This is a genomic window from Pseudonocardia autotrophica, assembly GCF_003945385.1.
Classification (GTDB): domain Bacteria; phylum Actinomycetota; class Actinomycetes; order Mycobacteriales; family Pseudonocardiaceae; genus Pseudonocardia; species Pseudonocardia autotrophica.
Genome location: NZ_AP018921.1, coordinates 205,187 through 220,956, shown reverse-complemented (window position 1 = coordinate 220,956; position 15,770 = coordinate 205,187). Strand labels below are relative to the sequence as shown.

Sequence of the window (15,770 nt, the reverse complement as noted above, 5' to 3'; positions counted from 1 at the left end):
GGGCTGTCTGGCAGCCACCACGGGATCACATCGTCCGCGAACGATCGTTCGCGAGACACCTCGCGGACTGCCTCCGTTCTCCCCTGGTCGGCAGGTGTAACGGAACCCGTGGCCGCGGCTACGTCACGTCCTCGGGGTTCGCGATACGGCTCGGGGCATGCGGATCGAGCGTCACCCGGCCCCACCATCTACCACCACCCTCGCGGCGCCGATGGAGCAGGTTGCGAGCGCGGTGCAGTGCCGCAGCAGGTAGCGGTCGGGGGCGAGGGGGTCCGCCTCGCACCGCGGCTAGCCCCGCCCGAACCCGACTACCTCGATCTGGCCGCACCGCCGTCGCCACCGCCGGGACCGGGGTGAGAGGATCGCCGTCGTGGCCACCACCTTCGCCGACCTCGAAGCCAGAGTGCGCGGACTTGAGTCCCGCGCGCAGCGGACCGAGGAGGATGTCACCGCGATCGTGACCACGGTGATCGAGACCCGCGAGGACGTGCGGTGGCTTAAACGCGCGGTACAGGCGCTGCTCGATCAGGCCGGGATCACGCTCGAGCCAGACGAGCACGAAGACGGCTGACCATAGGGGGCGAGGCAGCCGCCCCCGGCAGGTTCGCAGCCGGCGGTCAGCTGTCCCGGCGCCCGGTCGTCTCGGTGGACCGGCCGGCGGCGTAGAAGGTGGATACGGCGTAGCTGGGGTGCCGGTCCAGGTTGTGCCGCGAGGAGTCGTACCGGCGTGTCGTTCTCGGATCGCGGTGACCGGCTCCATCTTGGACATCGCGCAGGGACACTCCGGCGTCGAGGGCGGCGGTGACGAAGGTGTGGCGCAGGCTGTGTGGGTTGATCCGGTCGGCCTGCGGCAGCCCGGCGCGGCGGGCCAGGCGCCGGATGAGCCGCCAGGCGGCGGGTTCGTCGACCCTGCGCCCGGTGCGGGTGCTGAACAGCGGGCCGCTGGTGCGCCCGGCCAGGTAGACGGTTAGGGCGTGGACCACGGGTGGGGCCAGCGGCGCGGTCGCGGTGTGGCCGCCCTTGCGGCGCAGCCGCAGGACCTGGTGGCCGCGTTCGGTCTGCAGGTGTTCGACGTCGCGGGACAGTGCCTCGTCGATGCGCAGCCCGTTGTGGACCAGCAGGCTGATCAGGGCGTGGGCTCGGGTCCCGTCGGCGGCCGCGGCGGACAGCAGCGCCGCGACCTCGTCGCGGTCGAGCCCGGTGGACACCGAGTCCTGCGTGGTCCGGGGGCGGATCACCCCGGTCATCGGGGACCGGTCCAGGACGTCCTCGCCGACGGCGTAGGCATACAACCCGGCCAGCGTGGAGAGCTTGCGCGCGATCGTCGACTCGGCGGCCGGGCGGCCGGTGCGGGGCCCCGGCTGGGCGAGCTCGTGGGCGTAGGCGTCGATGTGTACCCGCCGCAGCCGTAGCGGATCCAGCCCGGCCTGGGCGCACCAGGTGTAGAAGTCGCGGATGTCGCGGGCGTAGGCGCGCCGGGTGTGGGCCGAGCGCCGCGAGAGCACGAACGCCGTGGCCAGCCGCCAGGCCGGATCCTCCCGCGGGTCCCCGGCCGGAACGGCCGGGAGGGCCTCCGGCGGCCCCGCCGGGTGGGGCAGGTGCGCCGGCCGGTCTGCCGGTTGGTCTGTCACCACGGTCCCCGGTCCTCGGTCGCCGGCGCGGGTGCGGTGGCGCCGGTCGGGGTGTCGCTGGCCGCGAGTTCGCGGCGGGCCTGGGGTTGGCGGAGCCGCTGCCAGGGTGTTCCGGCGCCCGGGCGGAATCGGGTGCCGGTCAAGCGCGCCCGGACTGGTTCCGAGGCTGCGGCGAGGTCGAAGCGGATCAGGCCGGGATAGAGCGGGTGCACGTCGAACCTGGTGATCACGCGGACGTCGACGACGAACCCGCTGACCGCCGGCAGCACCGGCAGGGTGTGCGCGACGGCGTCGCGGGCGATCTGCTCGCCGGTGTTCCACCACCCGGTCCAGGCGTTGTCCGGGGTGTTCTGGTCGGCGTAGTAGCCGTGGGTGTCGCGGTAGTAGAGGTCCGGGCGCTCCTCGGCCGTGCGCGGGCCCAGGTGCAGGGCCAGGGCGTAGGTCGCTGCCGCGGGCTGGTCGGCGCCGGCGTCGGGGAGTACGGGGCGGTGGGCGAGCGCGGCGAGCGCGGTGGGGTCGAGCAGCCGGGTACGGCCGCGGCGGCCGAGCTCGGGCAGTAGCCCGGTCGCGACCAGGCGCACCACCTGATCGCGGTTGCAGCCCAGCCGGGTCATCGCCGTCGTCGTGGTCACCGGGCTCGACGAGGGGCCCGGGGCGGGGGCCGCGGATTCGGGGTGCATCACGGTCCTGTCGTCGGGCAGCGGTTCGAGGTGAAGAACAAGGACAGGTCAGATGGTCATGTCCGGCCCCCGAGGTCCGAGCCGCCGTGCTCGGCCAGATCGGCCGCCGTGATCGGGTCGGGGAGCGCGCCGCGGCGTTGGCGGCTCAGCACCTGGTCCTCGGTGATACCGAGGCCGATGGCCGCTTCGGCCGCGCTCAGCGTCACCGCGGCCGAGGTCCCCGGGGTGCTCGGGCGGTGGGGTTCAGTCGACGGGCGCGGCCGGCCGGTGGCGTCTGCTCGGTCCTCCGTCGCGCCGACCAGGCGCAGATGCGCAGCCGGGGGTCGGGCGCGCTCACCGGTCACCGCGGGCCTCCCGACGTCAGGGCGGATGCGTAGAGCTCGACGCCGGGTCCGGTGAACACGGCCACCTCCTCACCCCCGTCAAGCAGAATCAGCACGTGCGGGGACGGTGCCTCGCCGAACCCGAGCAGTTCGCCGCGCACCCCGTCGCGGTCCGCGGCTGCCCACCGGACGGTCACGGTGGCACCGGGCGAGAGCGGAGCTGGGCGCGTAATGCTCATGGCTCCATCGTAGCTGATGAGCCCTCATTAGTACAGGCGACCCCTCATCGGTACGTGCGACCCCTCACCAGTACGTGCGATCCGTCATCGGTCACGATGACGGGATAAGGGGCATTATCCTGTACTTATTGCGTAGCGTTATGCAATAACGCAATCAAACGTTACTATTGACGGAACGCAACGTAGGCGCTAGCGTGCGCGGCGTGCCCGACAGCGACCAGCTCCGCGACCACCGCGACGATGCCGGAAACGGCGACATCGGCGGCGGGCCTGCTGCGGTCGGTGGGGCTGCTGTCAATGGGGCCGGGCTGGAGCGGATCGCCTGCCTGATGCCCGGGATCCCGGGCGGCTGCCCGAACGTGATCGAGCAGTACGCCGGCACCGGCGGGCGCAAGCCCAAGTACTGCGGGCTGACCGTGGACGGGGTCCCGCACACCCGCTACACCGCGCTGCGCGTCCGGGAGGGCAAGTTGACCCTGCCCGCTCCCGGCTCGCGCCCCGACTCCGAGCCGGCCCCGGTGCGGCCGGTGTCCTACGCCCGCGCCTCGATCGAGGCCCTCGGCGGCGAGCTGCGCGACCAGCTCGCCGCCCACCAGGCCTGGGCCGCCGACTTCGCCGCCCGCCTCGAGCGGCAGCTGGCCACCGCCGCCGACCCCGACGCCGCCGCCGCCGAAATCAGTGCCGCGCACCGCGACGCCCGCACCCGCATCGACGCCGCCGAGGCCGCCCGCGACGACGCCGCCACCCGCGCCCGAGCCGCCGAGACCGCGGCCACCACCGCCGCTAGGGCTCAAGCCGACGCCGAAGCCGCCGCCGAGACCGCACTGGCCGAGGCCGACGACGCCGGCGCCGAGCGCGACCAGGCCCAGGCCGAGCGTGACGAGGCCCGCCGGCAGCGCGACCAGGCCCACGCCGACCGCGACCAGCTCCAGCAGCAGCTCGAGGCGGCCCGCACCCGGCTGGCCGAGGCCGAGCACACCCGCGACGACACCGAGACCGCCCGGGCCCGGCTGGCCGAGCACCTCGAGCAGGCCCGCGCCGAGTTGGAGCGGCTGCGCGCCGCGCACGAGCAGGTCACCGCCGAGCGCGACCAGACCCGCACCGACCTCGCCGCCGCCCGGGAGGAGGCCGACCAGCAGCAGCGCCGAGCCGAGACCGCCGCACACGACCGCGACACCGCCACCGCGGCGGCCCAGGACCTGCGCGCCGAACGCGACCAGGCCCGCGACCGCGCCGACCAGGCCGCCCGGGACGCCGGCGAGGCCCGCACCGCCCAGGCCGTCGCCGAGGCCCAACACGAAGCTCTAACCCGCCAGCTCGAGCACGACATCGCCACCGAACGCGCCCACGCCCAGCAGCGCCTCAACGACCAGGCCGCCCGCCACGACCAGCAACTGGCCGAACTCCGCACCCCACGCGCCACCGCGCCCGATGCGGCAGCGCGAGGCGAGGCCTCCCCGCCCGGACCCCGGCGCCGGCCCGGCCGTACCAGCCGGTCACCGGCGGGCACCGACGCACCCGAGCAGCCGCAGGAGTAGCGCCATGGTCACCACCACCCCGACCACCACCATCCCACCGGCCCGGACGCCTGGCGGCGAGCACCGGCCGACCGCGCAGCAGCAGGCCCGAGCGCTCCAACTCGCCCACGCCCACCGCGCCACCCAGGCCACCCACCGGGCCGCGCTCGCCGCCGAACACCCCGGACCACTGGCCACCGCCCAGGCCCGGCTCCAGGCCATCACCACCGCACTCCGCCAGGCCGCCCACCCCGCGCTCGCCGCCGCCCTGGACGCCGAAGCCACCACCGGCGCCGTCCTGCAATGCGTGCTCACCGCCGACGACGACACCTCCGCCGCCGAGCTCACCGACGCCCTGGCCGACTACCAACACCGCCGCGCCGCCGTCGACGCCCTCCTACCCTCCACTCCCCCGGCGACTCAGGCCTGAACGGGGTCGCGGACTCGCCGAAGATCGGGCGGATATGGCTGACCAGCGGTAACTCGGGGCAGCTCCAACCGTGTCAGGTGTTCGCCTGGAGCGCGGTGAAGTCTGCATGGGCCTGGGCGACCCGGGTCACGGCTCGGTCCGGTGCGGCGGGGCGCGGTGGGCGATCGGCGGGGTGCCCGTCGCCGGCTGCTCGGGCGGGACCGCGGCCCTGGACTGGCTGATCGCCGGGGGCTCGGGCCCGCTGACCGGGCACGGCTGTGCCCGCCCGGTCACTGTCCTGGCCGTGATCACCGAACTGGCTCACGCCGACGGCCTCACCCGCGCCGCCCGGCCGCGGCGCCGGCACTACGCCGTCGGGGGTGAGCACGCACGCCCTGCGCTGGGCCGGCTACGACACCCTCGTCCCGCGCTGCCGGTGCCCACGCCGGCCCCGGCCGGCGGACCGTTCTGACGGCGCGGGCGGTGGCCACGCGCGGGTGTCCGGTCGGCAACGACGGGTTCGGACCGGGATGGCGGGTCGAGCCACCAGCAGCGAGCCACGCCACCGCCACCCTCGATCGGGTCACACCTTCAGGGGGGTAACGACGCACGGTGAGCTGCGGTTACGGCGACCGTGGCGTGCGCCACCCGCCCGGGGGTCGCAGGCGGTCGTTCGTCACGACGCTGGATCTGGGCCGGCCGTGGTGGCCGCTCCCGGCTCCGGCGGCAGGTGCCAGGTGTGGTTCCCGGCGGTTCCTCCCGCGGCGCGGGTGCGCCGCCGGGGTGGACGGCGTTCCCGTTCGTTCAAGCCGGTGCCAGCGGTGCCCACGATCATGGGACCACTCCGGGGGAACCGGCGCGTCACCCACGGGTTGATCTTCACTGCGGTCTACTCGCGGCACCTGTCCCGGCTCTCTCGGCGCGCGTCACCGCATACGGCCTCGCCTTCGCCTGCCTCCAGCAGCCGGGCCGCGGTGGCCAGCAGCGCCGGGACGTCACCGGCCTCGACCTGCCTGAGCACACAGGCCACGGAGCGCTCCGCCGGAGTTCCCCCGTGTCCCGGTGACACGCGCCATGTTGCCTACGTGTGACCGGCCGTTTGACCGTCTGTTCGGGTCATCCCACGATGGGTCGTTCCTCCGGTCGTTCGTAGCGTCGAGGACGGTCGCGCAGGGCCAGGGCTGCGCCCAGTGTGATCGGCCCGAGGCGGCCGATGAACATCAGCGCCGACATCAGCACGTGCGCCGCGGGCGGAAGGTGTGGAGTGATCCCGGTCGACAACCCGACGGTGGCGGCCGCGGAGATCGACTCGAACAGGACCGCGTCCAAGCCGAAGTTGGTCATCGCCAACATCGTGGTGGTGGTTAGCACAACCAGCGCCACGCTGAGCAGCGCGATGGTCAACGCCTGGCGCTGCACGGCGGCGGGCAGTTTGCGCCCCATGACATGCACACTCGGCTCGCCCCGGAGTTCGGTCGCGATGACGAAGGCCAGCAGCGCGAACGTGGTGACCTTGATGCCGCCCGCCGTACCACCACTGCCACCGCCGATGAACATCAGTACGTCCTGCACCAGTAGACTGACCGAGTTCATCTCGCCGATATCGACGGAGTTCAACCCGCCCGAGCGGGGCATCACCGCAGCGAAGAACCCGGCGAGGAACTTCGTCGGAACGCCGAGGGCGCCGAAGGTGGCCTCGTTGTTCCACTCGCTGGCCGTGATCGCCACGAAGCCGGCCAGCACGAGAACACCGGTCGTCAACACCGTGATTTTGGTATGGATTGTCCACCGTCTCCGTCTGCCACCGCGCCGAAGCCTGCGACCGAGTTCGAACCACACCGGGAACCCGAGGCCGCCGGCGATCACCGAGAACGACACCGTCAGCGAGATCCACGGATCCGCGACGAACCGGGACATGCTGTCGTCGTAGAGGGAGAACCCGGCGTTGTTGAACGAGGAGATCCCGTGAAAGATCCCTGACTGCAGGGCCGCTGTGAACGAGTAGTCGTAGCCGAGCAGCAGACGGAGGGTCAGCATCAGCGAGATCACGGTCTCGAACATGAGACTGAGCTTGAGGACCCCGAGCACCACGGAGCGTACGTCGCCGAGGGCGACGCTCTTGGTCTCACGCTGAGCAGAGAGCTGCATCTGCAGCCCGAACCGTCGCGACACCAGCAGCCCCAGCAGCGACGCCAAGGTCATGACACCGAGCCCGCCAGCCTGGATCAGGCCGAGGATGACCAGCGTTCCGAACATCGACCAGTGGGTTCCGGTGTCGACCACGGCGAGGCCGGTGATGCTCACCGCGGAGGTGGCGGTGAACAGTGCGCTGACGAAGTTGGTGGCCTCGCCGTGGTCGGTGGCTACCGGCAGCATCAGCAGAACCGTGCCGAGCACGGCGGCCAGACCGAACGCCAGCAGCACCGCACGCGCCGGTCGCGCCGTCGACGGACGCAGATGTCGGCGGGCGGTGGTCACCTCGTCATCACTGTCGCAGCTCCGTCTGCTCGGTGTGTCCTCGTGGGCAGGCGCAGCGTAATGCTGGCTGTGTCGCCTGCGTCCTATGGCCGTTCCCGCGTCGACCATGATCGCCTCGTTAGGTCACACTGTGTTCGGACGCGGCCGTGTGAGGGGCTCGTCGCACCGAGACCTCGTGGGTGGAATGGAGTCATCGTTGGCCCGGAACGGCGGTACGGGCCCTGACCCCGTTCCGTGGACACGCTGATCCCCGCACGGTCGGGGGAAGCGAGATGATGTCTGACCATGGCCCGCAAGAACTACTCCGACGAGTTCCGTCGGCAGGCCGTCGAGCTGTACGAGTCCACGCCCGGGGCGACGGTGAAGGGCATCGCCGCCGACCTGGGCGTCGAGCGGGCCACGCTGGCGTTGTGGCTGGACAACCTCGGGACCGGGACCCGCACCGCCCCCGACGGCACCCGCACCCGCAGCGCACGTTCGGTGCGTGCGCCACGCCAGAACGCCGGTGTCGTGCCCGTCGCGGATGAGACGCCCGAGCAGCGTCTGGCCCGCCTCGAAGCCGAGAACAAGGCACTGCGGGCGGAGAAGACCAAACTCGAGACCGAGCGGGAGATCCTTCGCCAGGCGGCCAAGTATTTCGCCGGGGCGACGAACTGGTGACCCGCTTCCAGTTCGTCGCCGACCACTCCGACACGACCTCCAGCCCCCGCCGGGGCTGGACGGTGAAGCGGCTGTGCGCACTACTCGACGTGCGACGTTCCTCGTTCTACGCCTGGCTCGCCGCCGCGCCCGCCCGCGCGAAGCGCACTGCCGCGGACACCGCCTTGGCCGAGCGGATCCGCGCCGTGCACGACGGAGACCGCACCTGCGGGCGGCCGCGGATCACCGCCGAAATCAACGACGGCGTCGAGCCGGCGCAGCGGGTGAACCACAAGCGGATCGGCCGGGTCATGCGCGAGCACGGCATCGCGGGTTACCGCCGCCGTCGCCGGGTGCGCACCACCATCCCCGAGCCCGCCCAGAGCCCGGTGCCCGACCTGCTCGGGCGCGACTTCACCGCGCCCGCCCCGAACATCGTCTATGTCGGCGACATCACCTACCTACCCCTGGCCGATGGCGGGAACCTCTACCTGGCCACCGTGATCGACTGCCACTCCCGGCGCCTGACCGGGTGGGCGCTCGCCGACCACATGCGCACCGACCTCGTCGCAGACGCCCTCCGAGCGGCGGCCGCGGACCGCGGCTCCCTCGCCGGGTCGATCTTCCACTCCGACCACGGCTCGGTCTACACCAGCCGCGCCTACGCCAACCTCTGCGACCGACTCGACGTCCAGCAGTCGATGGGTGCGGTCGGGTCCAGCGCCGACAACGCCCTCGCCGAGTCGTTCAACGCCACCCTGAAGCGGGAAGTGTTGCAGGACAACGCGTTCTGGCCCGATCAGGCCACCTGCCGTCGGCAACTGTTCCGATGGTTGACCCGCTACAACACCCGACGCCGCCACTCCTACTGCCGCTACCAGACCCCGAACACCTACGAGGCAGACTTCGCAGCTACCGTTCCGGACGCCGCGTAATCCACCCCGTGTCCACTATCCGGGGTCAAGGCCCGGCCGTCCCGAGGAGATGGCGGACACCGTCGCCTTGTGTTTGGTCAACGCAAAGTGAGGTAAGCGACACCATGCTCCGGCCCGGCACTCCAGCATCCGCTCCCCCACGGGGCGATACCAGCGACGGCGGTCCGCCCGTTCTCGTCTTCGCGAATCATCCACGCTGCAACCTGCGAGTAGTGCTGCTCACGGCCGTAATCGGTGACGAATTTCGCGACCCATCCGTCCATGGGCGCCGACGAGATCGCAACGAGGCTGCCAGGGCCGTACTGGCGGTGGGAGTCCTTATCGGTCACGTCCGAAAGCCTGCCAGGACACCCCGACACAGACCGGTGACCAGCTCCGATACCTCCGGCAACGCTAGCTGGCACCGAGCGCACATCCAGTGGTCTACTCGTGTCCCCTGATGACCTGCACAGCTTCAGGCGGCGCCTCCTGACTCCTCTACTCGTCGCCGAGGCCGTGCTGCTCGATCAACGCGCGGTGGTCGTCGTGCATCGTGTTCGACCAGGGCAGCGGGAGCTGTGCCTCCGCCGGCAGGTCGGTGCGGTCGTAGAGATCGCTGCCGAACAGGGGCGTTGTGGGATCGAACCCGTACTGCGACGGCGTCTGCACGGTCTGCGAGGCAGACGTTCGCTGGTCCGGTCCCGACTCCGACGAGCGGTCAAGTCCGCTGGCGTGGTGTGTGACGACTACCGCGTGATCTTCTAGTTCTGTCAGGCGCTGAGCGCCGGGATCGTGTCTGTTGAGGTCACCTCCTCGCTGCTGGAGCCGGTGCCGGGGACTGCGGTGACGCGGGAGCGGGCGAGGACCTCGAGGCCGAGGTAGCGGCGTCCCTCGGCCCATTCGTCGTGTTGCTCGGCCAGCACGGCGCCGACGAGACGGATCAGCGAGTTGCGGTCCGGGAAGATGCCGACGACGTCGGTGCGACGCCGGATCTCGCGGTTGAGTCGCTCGGAGGGGTTGTTCGACCAGATCTGTCGCCAGACCTCTTTCGGGAAGCTGGTGAAGGCCAGGACGTCGGCGCGGGCGGTGTCGAGGTGCTCGGACACCGTCGGGAGTTTCTCCGCCACGCCGTCGAGGACCCGGTCGAACTGGGCGTGAACGCTGGTGGCGTCGGGCTGGTCGTAGACCGAGTGCAGCAGCGCCCGCACCCACGGCCAGCTGGACTTGGGGGTAGCGGCCATCAGGTTCGCCGCGTAGTGCGTCCTGCAGCGCTGCCAGGCAGCGCCGGGCAGGGTGGCGCCGATCGCGTGGACGAGCCCGGCATGAGCGTCGCTGGTGACCAGCCGGACCCCGGACAGGCCGCGGGCGGTCAGGTCTCGGAAGAACCCGAGCCAGCCGGCTCCGTCCTCGGCGGAGGTGACCTGCAGGCCGAGGATCTCCCGGTGCCCGTCAGCGTTGACGCCGGTGGCCAGCAGAGCGTGCACGTTGACCACCCGCCCGCCCTCACGCACCTTCAAGACCAGGGCGTCGGCGGCGATGAAGGTGTACGGGCCCTGGTCGAGCGGGCGGGTCCGGAACTGCTCGACCTGGCCGTCGAGGTCTCGGGCCATCTCCGAGACTTGCGACTTCGACAGTCTGGTGATCCCGAGGGACTCGACGAGCTTCTCCATCCGCCGCGTCGACACCCCGAGCAGATAGCAGGTCGCGACCACCGTCGTGAGTGCCCGCTCCGCCCGGCGGCGACGTTCCAGCAACCAGTCGGGGAAGTAGGAACCGTTGCGCAGCTTCGGGATCGCTACGTCGATGGTGCCCGCGCGGGTGTCGAAGTCACGGTGTCGGTAGCCGTTGCGGATGTTCGTGCGGGCCTCGCTGCGCTCGCCCCACGCTGCCCCGCACACTGCGTCGGCATCGGCGGACATGAGTGTGTTGATGAACGTGGTGAGCATCTGGCGCAGCAGATCGGGACTCGCCTGGGACAGCTGCTCGTGCAGGAACTCGGAGGGGTCGATACTGGAGGGTGCGGTCATCGCGTGGAACTCCTGAAGCACTGTGGAAGGTCTCCAGAAGATCACGCGGTGGCCGCCCCACACCTCGACGCCACGGCCCTGACCAGGACCGGGTCGCACACCACCTTGGTGGACGCCACTCGACGAGCTTCATGCCGCCGGCCCCCGGCAGCGACCAGGAACCCGGCCCACCCCCACGCGTAGCGCCAGTACGCCAACGTATGCGTGTCGCCATCGACCTGGCACGACGTGCGCGGCCACGCTCGCCACTGCTCGGCCGTGGCCTGGACGTGATCGAGCTGGACGGTGTTGAACCCCGCCGGGAACGTGACCGCGGTGCGATCAGGACGCATCCGCTCCGACAACGAGAAAAGCGCACCAAAGGCAAGATCCTCCCCGGAAGCCGGTCCGGACAGCGGCACCCCACACGAGCCCACCGACAGATGCGCCCGACCATCAGGGACCCGATGCCCGAGCCACAGTGTCTCGACCGGCTTGCCCACCGGCCCCTCGAAGAACTCGACCCAGATCGGCCCGTCCCAGCCGGCCAGCCCGAAGAATGGAACTCGATCGGCGGATGAGGCCAGAAGCGGTCGCGACCCCCCCTCCGTACGCGTCAGTCTCCCAACCACCGGCGCCGCCCTCAGTGCGCGGCTTGGTCGAACACGGCCTGCTCAAGGCGGGACAGACGGGCTTCGAGATCACGGGTCTGGCTGCGGCGTTCCTCGATCCACTGCCGGATCAGCGCGGTGGGCTTGGCGTGCTGGGCATCGGCCTGCTCGCGCACCCAGTCCAGAACGTCCTTGGGCAGCCGCAACGAGGTGGTGACCATGGGATTCGGGTCGACATCGGTGTCGAGCCGGGCGCGGTCGATGCTGCCGCTGAGGTCGGTGTGGTCATAGTGCTGGCGGAGCCGTTCGAGCTCGTCGGGCTTCATGGCGGGGACCTCCTAGGTGGTGCGCCGGAGGAAGGACCGGCGTTCGCTGTCGGTCAGGTCGCGGGCGGTGACGACGAAGTCGCGGCCGTCTTCGGCTTCGCTGAGGATCACCACGAGGTAGCGGCCGGCGTCGGTGCGGCCGTAGACCTCTTCGATATCGCCGGGCCCGGGTTCGACCAGGCGGGGCCGGGTGTTGACGACCTGCTCAACCTCGTCTGGTGTGACGTCATGCCGAGCGATGTGGGTTTCGCTGTCCTCGGTCCATCGGATCTCCCGCCATGCCACACACGTAGCGTATTGCAACGCATTGCATTCCAGCATAGCGGGGCCGCTGCGGAAGCGCGATGGTCAATCGACGTCGTTGCTGAGGCGCCCGGCTCACAAGCCGGACCTCGGAGGCGGCTACGTCCAGAGCACACTACAAAGCCCTGCCCCGGTCGTGGGCTGGTCGCCTGAGATGCCAGGCAGACCGGTGCAGGCCCCGCGCGCCGGGCGGGGTGGGCCGTGGTGACTCTGCAGCCCGTCGGGCGGCTTTCCCGACGATGCCGCGCCTGCCGCACCCGACGCGGGTGACACCACCGGCTTCACGACGTCTGCTCGCCTCGGGCGGGCGGGGTGGTGTCACGCCGGTCGGGTGAGCGCGCGGCCCCGCCGCGCCGCCCGCCGGTCTGCGGGCGAGTCACGTCCCACCGCGACCGCGGTGGGGCTCCCACCGGCCCTGCTTCCCCAGGGGCCGGTGGGAGCGGTTGATTCGTCTGATCGGAGCCCCTCATGGGACAGACCACCACCCGCACTCGCACCCGCGCGGCGGCGAAGACCCGGAAGCGCGCGCGGCCGGCGCCGACCGAGGAGCAGCTGCAGGCACGTCGTGAGGCGATGGCGGCCGCGCACGAGGACATGATGGCCCGCCTCGAGCGCCTGGCCGCCGACCCGGTCGAGTGGCTGGAGTTCCTCGAGACCGTCGCCGAGTGGGGCGCGCGCTACTCGCTGGGCAACCAGATCCTGCTCATGACCCAGGCTGCCGAGCGTGGCATCGAGCCGCGGATGTTCATGGCCTTCGGCGCCCACGACGGAAGCTCGGGCTGGCGCAAGCACAAGCGCACCGTGATGGCCGGCGAGACCGGGTTCAAGATCTGGGCGCCGGTCAAGCGGCGGCTGCGCGAGGACGAGGTCACCGACTACGAGCAGCGCACTGGTCGCAAGATCGTGCGCGACGCGCAGAACCGGCTGCCGGTGGTGGTCGTGGGTTGGAAGTTCGAGCGGACCTTCGAGCTGTCCCAGACCGCGCCGATCGTGCCGTGGGCCGACAACTACGAGGTCCCCACCGTGCAGGTGCGGCGCCAGGTGAAGCTGCACGGCGGCAAGCAGGCGGTCCTGCTCGATGGTGACGACCCGACCGGGATCTACGACGACGTGGTCGCCATGATCCGCGCCGAGGGCTACGACTACGCCCTCGCCGAACCCGGCAGCGACTACCTGGGCACGGCCAACGGGGTGACCGTGGCCGGTGCGGGGACCCGGCTGGTGCGGGTGCGCAACGACGTCAGCCACGCCCAGCGGATCAAGACCGCCATCCACGAGCTCGCCCACATCCGGTGCGGGCACCTCGACCAGGTCAGCTTCGTGGCGCCGGTACAGCACCGCGGCCGCGCCGAGACCGAGGCCGAGTCGGTGGCCCACATCGTGTGCGCCGCGTTCGGTCTGGACTCCGAGCCCTACACCGACGCCTACGTGATGGGCTGGGCCGACGGCGACATCGACATCGTGCGGGCCGCCGCGGCCACCGTCCTGCGGGTGGCGCGTGACATCGTCGACGAGCTCGCCCCGATCGCGCCGTTCGACGGCACACGCGACCCGCAACCCGAGGACCACACCCCGGCGCCGGTGGTGGCGGCGTGAGCGCCGTCGTGGAGTTCGCGGTGACCGTGGTCGACCTCCCGGCCGGCGAGGCGACCCCGCTGAGCGTGGTGTTCGACGAGCTCAAGCTGGCGTGTGTCGACGACGACCCGCCCGCGGCGCGGGCCGGGATCTATCTCGGCGCCACCTACACCAGCACCCAGGGTGGATACGGGGCGGTGGCCGACGAGCACCTGCCGGCGGTGCTGCGCGCCGTCGCGCCGGGCGCGACCTGGCTGGCCTGGGACGACCCACACGAGGGCTGTCTCGGTGCCGCGGCGCTGTATGCCCCGGACCTGGGCGTGTGGACCGGCGAGTGCGACAGCTCCGGCGAGATCTACGTCCCGGCCGCCGCACTCCCCGGCCCCGAGGTCCTGCAGGCCGACCCGTCCGCCCTCGCCGCCGTCACCGGGCTGACCTGGCAGAACCGGATCGTCGCTCGCCACCGCGAGCTTGCGGCCGGGCCACCGGCCGCCGGGTTCGTGCCGGTCTGTGCGCCGGTCGAGGCCGAGTGGGACCGCCCGAGTGGGCTGATCTACATCGACGATCCGGTCGCAGGGACACAGATCGTGCACGCCCCACCCGGGCCGGCGCTCGGACACATCAGCGAACCGGCCGCCCGCACCGCGGCGGCCGCGCTGGCCCAGGCCGGATGGCAGCTCATGCCCACCGCGATCTCCGGGCCGCCATGGCAGCGCGCCGGGCACGCCACACACGTCGCGCAGCTCTACCGCCCCGCGCCCCAGCCGGCTCCAGCCGCGACCTGACGTCGCACGTAGTGCGGTGCCTCGAGCCCGGACCACCGGGCTCGGGGCGCCGCTGTCTCCTCGCATCGCTTGCAGAGATTGGACCCCTGTCGATGACGACCCTGGCTGACATTCGCCGCATCTTCTCCGTCCGCGGCCTCGACCCGGACCGGATCACCCAGCCCCCCGCGCCGGGGGAGGCCTCGTTCTTGTTCACCACCCGGCTGGGCGGGCAGGTGTGGTTCGCCCCGCACGAGCAGGACCGACAGCGCATCGGCTGGGCCTACAGCGCGTGGAACCGGCACGGCGAGCTGACCGAGGCCGGGTGCACCGACACCACCGCCCCCGAGGGGCTGCTGCCTGTGCTGGGGCGCCACCAGAGCTCCGCCACGGCGCCGGCCAGCCCCCGCCAGTACGACACCCTGCTCGCGCTGGCCCCCGCTGGCGGGCACAGCCCGTGGGCGATGAGCACGCAGGTGCCGGCGGATCGGTGGATCCTGGGGCTGTTCGTGGCCTGGACCCAGCTGCGCGAAGCCGACGCCGGCGGCGTCTGCGGCGGTGACCTGGTCGATCATCTCGACGAGGCGTTCGCCGCGATCGGGCTGACCGACGTCGAGCTCGACGACGACGGGCACGCCCCGCTCGACGAGCTCGCCGCCCACGTCGACCCCGGCCCGGCACCCGATGGTGAGGACCCGGCGGTGCCGATGATCGCGGCCTACCTCGCCCAGGCTCTGGACCAGGCCCTCGAACCGGCCCGGGACCGGATACTCGACCACCAGCTCGGCGTGCTCACCGTCGACGACCTGGCCGCCGAGATGGCCGCCGACCTGCGCCGCAGCGGCCTGCTGTCCCCGGCGGCCGGGGCGGTGAACACGTGAACCGCCCCGAGTGCAGCGTCGGTGAGATCGGCGCGCGCCTCGCGGCCGCGCTGAGCACCCTCGACGAGCAGACCTGGCGGGTCACCGAGCCCCAGGGGCGGGTGGGGCTGGTCAGCGCGGGCGGGGACCGACTGGAGCTGCACATGCGCGGCTACGGTCCGCAGGCCGGGCGGGTGATCGTGGGCTGCGGCGACCCCGACGACGCCCGCGACGTGCCGATGCCCGAGCTGGGCGCGACGATCACGGTGTCCCCGGCCCGCCCGGCCGAGCACATCGCCGCTGATGTGTCCCGGCGACTGCTGCGGGCCTACCGGGCCGTGCGGCCCGCCGCACGCGGCGGGCCGCCGCCGACGCCCTCGCCGCGGCCGAGAGCGCTGTCCTCGACGAGGCCGAGCAGCACCTCGCTGCGCTGCCCGGCACCGTCGAGCGCTCCGGCTCGCCGCATCTGCCCGCGCTGACCCTGTCCACCGAGCA

Annotated in this window: 21 protein-coding genes; 9 read left to right on the top strand and 12 right to left on the bottom strand. The window is 71.9% G+C overall.

Features of this window, described 5'->3' with window-relative positions; genetic code table 11:
• Positions 1-370 precede the first annotated feature (370 nt).
• Positions 371-571 (top strand): hypothetical protein, encoded by a 201-nt coding sequence (locus Pdca_RS34815; RefSeq protein ID WP_075315372.1) that lies wholly within the window; start codon positions 371-373, stop codon positions 569-571.
• A gap of 46 nt (positions 572-617) precedes the next feature.
• On the opposite strand, the gene Pdca_RS34810 is transcribed toward Pdca_RS34815, so the two are convergent.
• The 4 genes from Pdca_RS34810 to Pdca_RS34800 form a co-directional block, all read right to left on the bottom strand.
• Positions 618-1,631 carry a tyrosine-type recombinase/integrase gene (locus Pdca_RS34810; protein ID WP_232021781.1) on the bottom strand — a complete coding sequence of 338 codons (1,014 nt, stop codon included), beginning with the start codon at positions 1,629-1,631 and terminating at the stop codon, positions 618-620.
• The gene (locus tag Pdca_RS34805; RefSeq protein WP_125911737.1) at positions 1,628-2,263 is read right to left on the bottom strand and encodes a hypothetical protein; all 636 of its coding nucleotides are present in this window, start codon (positions 2,261-2,263) and stop codon (positions 1,628-1,630) included. Before Pdca_RS34805 ends, Pdca_RS34810 begins: the two co-directional genes overlap by 4 nt.
• Positions 2,264-2,367: 104 nt before the next feature.
• On the bottom strand, positions 2,368-2,517 hold the full coding sequence (locus Pdca_RS35935; RefSeq protein WP_158092368.1) for a hypothetical protein: 150 nt from the start codon (positions 2,515-2,517) through the stop codon (positions 2,368-2,370).
• A 134-nt stretch (positions 2,518-2,651) separates the two neighbouring features.
• A complete protein-coding gene (locus Pdca_RS34800) occupies positions 2,652-2,873 on the bottom strand; it encodes a hypothetical protein (protein WP_125911736.1) in 222 nt (73 codons plus the stop codon).
• Positions 2,874-3,076: 203 nt separating this feature from the next.
• On the opposite strand from Pdca_RS34800, the gene Pdca_RS34795 reads away from it, so the two are divergent.
• From Pdca_RS34795 to Pdca_RS34785, 3 genes are all read left to right on the top strand, one after another.
• Complete coding sequence (locus Pdca_RS34795; RefSeq protein ID WP_125911735.1) at positions 3,077-4,411, top strand: coiled-coil domain-containing protein; 1,335 nt, start codon at positions 3,077-3,079, stop codon at positions 4,409-4,411.
• Positions 4,412-4,415: 4 nt separating this feature from the next.
• A complete protein-coding gene (locus Pdca_RS34790) occupies positions 4,416-4,820 on the top strand; it encodes a hypothetical protein (RefSeq protein ID WP_232021780.1) in 405 nt (134 codons plus the stop codon).
• A 106-nt stretch (positions 4,821-4,926) separates the two neighbouring features.
• Complete coding sequence (locus Pdca_RS34785; RefSeq protein ID WP_085916625.1) at positions 4,927-5,271, top strand: hypothetical protein; 345 nt, start codon at positions 4,927-4,929, stop codon at positions 5,269-5,271.
• 417 nt (positions 5,272-5,688) lie between these two features.
• Here the strand turns inward: Pdca_RS34785 and Pdca_RS35930 are convergent, their stop codons facing one another.
• Both Pdca_RS35930 and Pdca_RS34780 read right to left on the bottom strand, forming a co-directional pair.
• Positions 5,689-5,829 (bottom strand): hypothetical protein, encoded by a 141-nt coding sequence (locus tag Pdca_RS35930; protein WP_158092369.1) that lies wholly within the window; start codon positions 5,827-5,829, stop codon positions 5,689-5,691.
• Between the two features lie 86 nt (positions 5,830-5,915).
• The gene (locus Pdca_RS34780; RefSeq protein WP_232021779.1) at positions 5,916-7,277 is read right to left on the bottom strand and encodes a TrkH family potassium uptake protein; all 1,362 of its coding nucleotides are present in this window, start codon (positions 7,275-7,277) and stop codon (positions 5,916-5,918) included.
• A gap of 285 nt (positions 7,278-7,562) precedes the next feature.
• Here Pdca_RS34780 and Pdca_RS34775 point away from each other — a divergent pair.
• Positions 7,563-8,851 (top strand): IS3 family transposase gene (locus Pdca_RS34775; protein WP_125911393.1). Its coding sequence is split into 2 segments (ribosomal slippage): positions 7,563-7,917 and positions 7,917-8,851, totalling 1,290 coding nucleotides; the frame shifts between segments, so codons are not numbered across the junction.
• A 77-nt stretch (positions 8,852-8,928) separates the two neighbouring features.
• On the opposite strand, the gene Pdca_RS34770 is transcribed toward Pdca_RS34775, so the two are convergent.
• From Pdca_RS34770 to Pdca_RS34750, 6 genes are all read right to left on the bottom strand, one after another.
• On the bottom strand, positions 8,929-9,180 hold the full coding sequence (locus Pdca_RS34770; protein WP_125911734.1) for a hypothetical protein: 252 nt from the start codon (positions 9,178-9,180) through the stop codon (positions 8,929-8,931).
• A gap of 148 nt (positions 9,181-9,328) precedes the next feature.
• Positions 9,329-9,499, bottom strand: a complete 171-nt coding sequence (locus tag Pdca_RS35925) for a hypothetical protein (RefSeq protein ID WP_166666058.1) — start codon at positions 9,497-9,499, stop codon at positions 9,329-9,331.
• Positions 9,500-9,600: 101 nt separating this feature from the next.
• The gene (locus Pdca_RS34765) at positions 9,601-10,857 is read right to left on the bottom strand and encodes an IS256 family transposase (protein WP_125911373.1); all 1,257 of its coding nucleotides are present in this window, start codon (positions 10,855-10,857) and stop codon (positions 9,601-9,603) included.
• Between the two features lie 41 nt (positions 10,858-10,898).
• A complete protein-coding gene (locus tag Pdca_RS34760) occupies positions 10,899-11,339 on the bottom strand; it encodes a hypothetical protein (protein ID WP_125911733.1) in 441 nt (146 codons plus the stop codon).
• A 140-nt stretch (positions 11,340-11,479) separates the two neighbouring features.
• Positions 11,480-11,773, bottom strand: a complete 294-nt coding sequence (locus tag Pdca_RS34755; protein WP_085916804.1) for a hypothetical protein — start codon at positions 11,771-11,773, stop codon at positions 11,480-11,482.
• Between the two features lie 12 nt (positions 11,774-11,785).
• On the bottom strand, positions 11,786-12,058 hold the full coding sequence (locus tag Pdca_RS34750; protein ID WP_085916803.1) for a hypothetical protein: 273 nt from the start codon (positions 12,056-12,058) through the stop codon (positions 11,786-11,788).
• 486 nt (positions 12,059-12,544) lie between these two features.
• On the opposite strand from Pdca_RS34750, the gene Pdca_RS34745 reads away from it, so the two are divergent.
• The 4 genes from Pdca_RS34745 to Pdca_RS34730 all read left to right on the top strand — a co-directional run bounded on the left by Pdca_RS34745 (position 12,545) and on the right by Pdca_RS34730 (position 15,754).
• Positions 12,545-13,672: a hypothetical protein gene (locus Pdca_RS34745; protein ID WP_085916802.1), complete on the top strand. Its 1,128-nt coding sequence runs from the start codon at positions 12,545-12,547 to the stop codon at positions 13,670-13,672.
• Positions 13,669-14,436: a hypothetical protein gene (locus tag Pdca_RS34740; RefSeq protein ID WP_085916801.1), complete on the top strand. Its 768-nt coding sequence runs from the start codon at positions 13,669-13,671 to the stop codon at positions 14,434-14,436. Before Pdca_RS34745 ends, Pdca_RS34740 begins: the two co-directional genes overlap by 4 nt.
• Before the next feature lie 92 nt (positions 14,437-14,528).
• Positions 14,529-15,296, top strand: coding sequence for a hypothetical protein (locus tag Pdca_RS34735; protein WP_085916800.1), 768 nt, complete (start codon positions 14,529-14,531; stop codon positions 15,294-15,296).
• Positions 15,293-15,754, top strand: coding sequence for a hypothetical protein (locus Pdca_RS34730; protein WP_085916799.1), 462 nt, complete (start codon positions 15,293-15,295; stop codon positions 15,752-15,754). The genes Pdca_RS34735 and Pdca_RS34730 overlap by 4 nt, the downstream gene beginning before the upstream one ends.
• Positions 15,755-15,770: the final 16 nt, after the last annotated feature.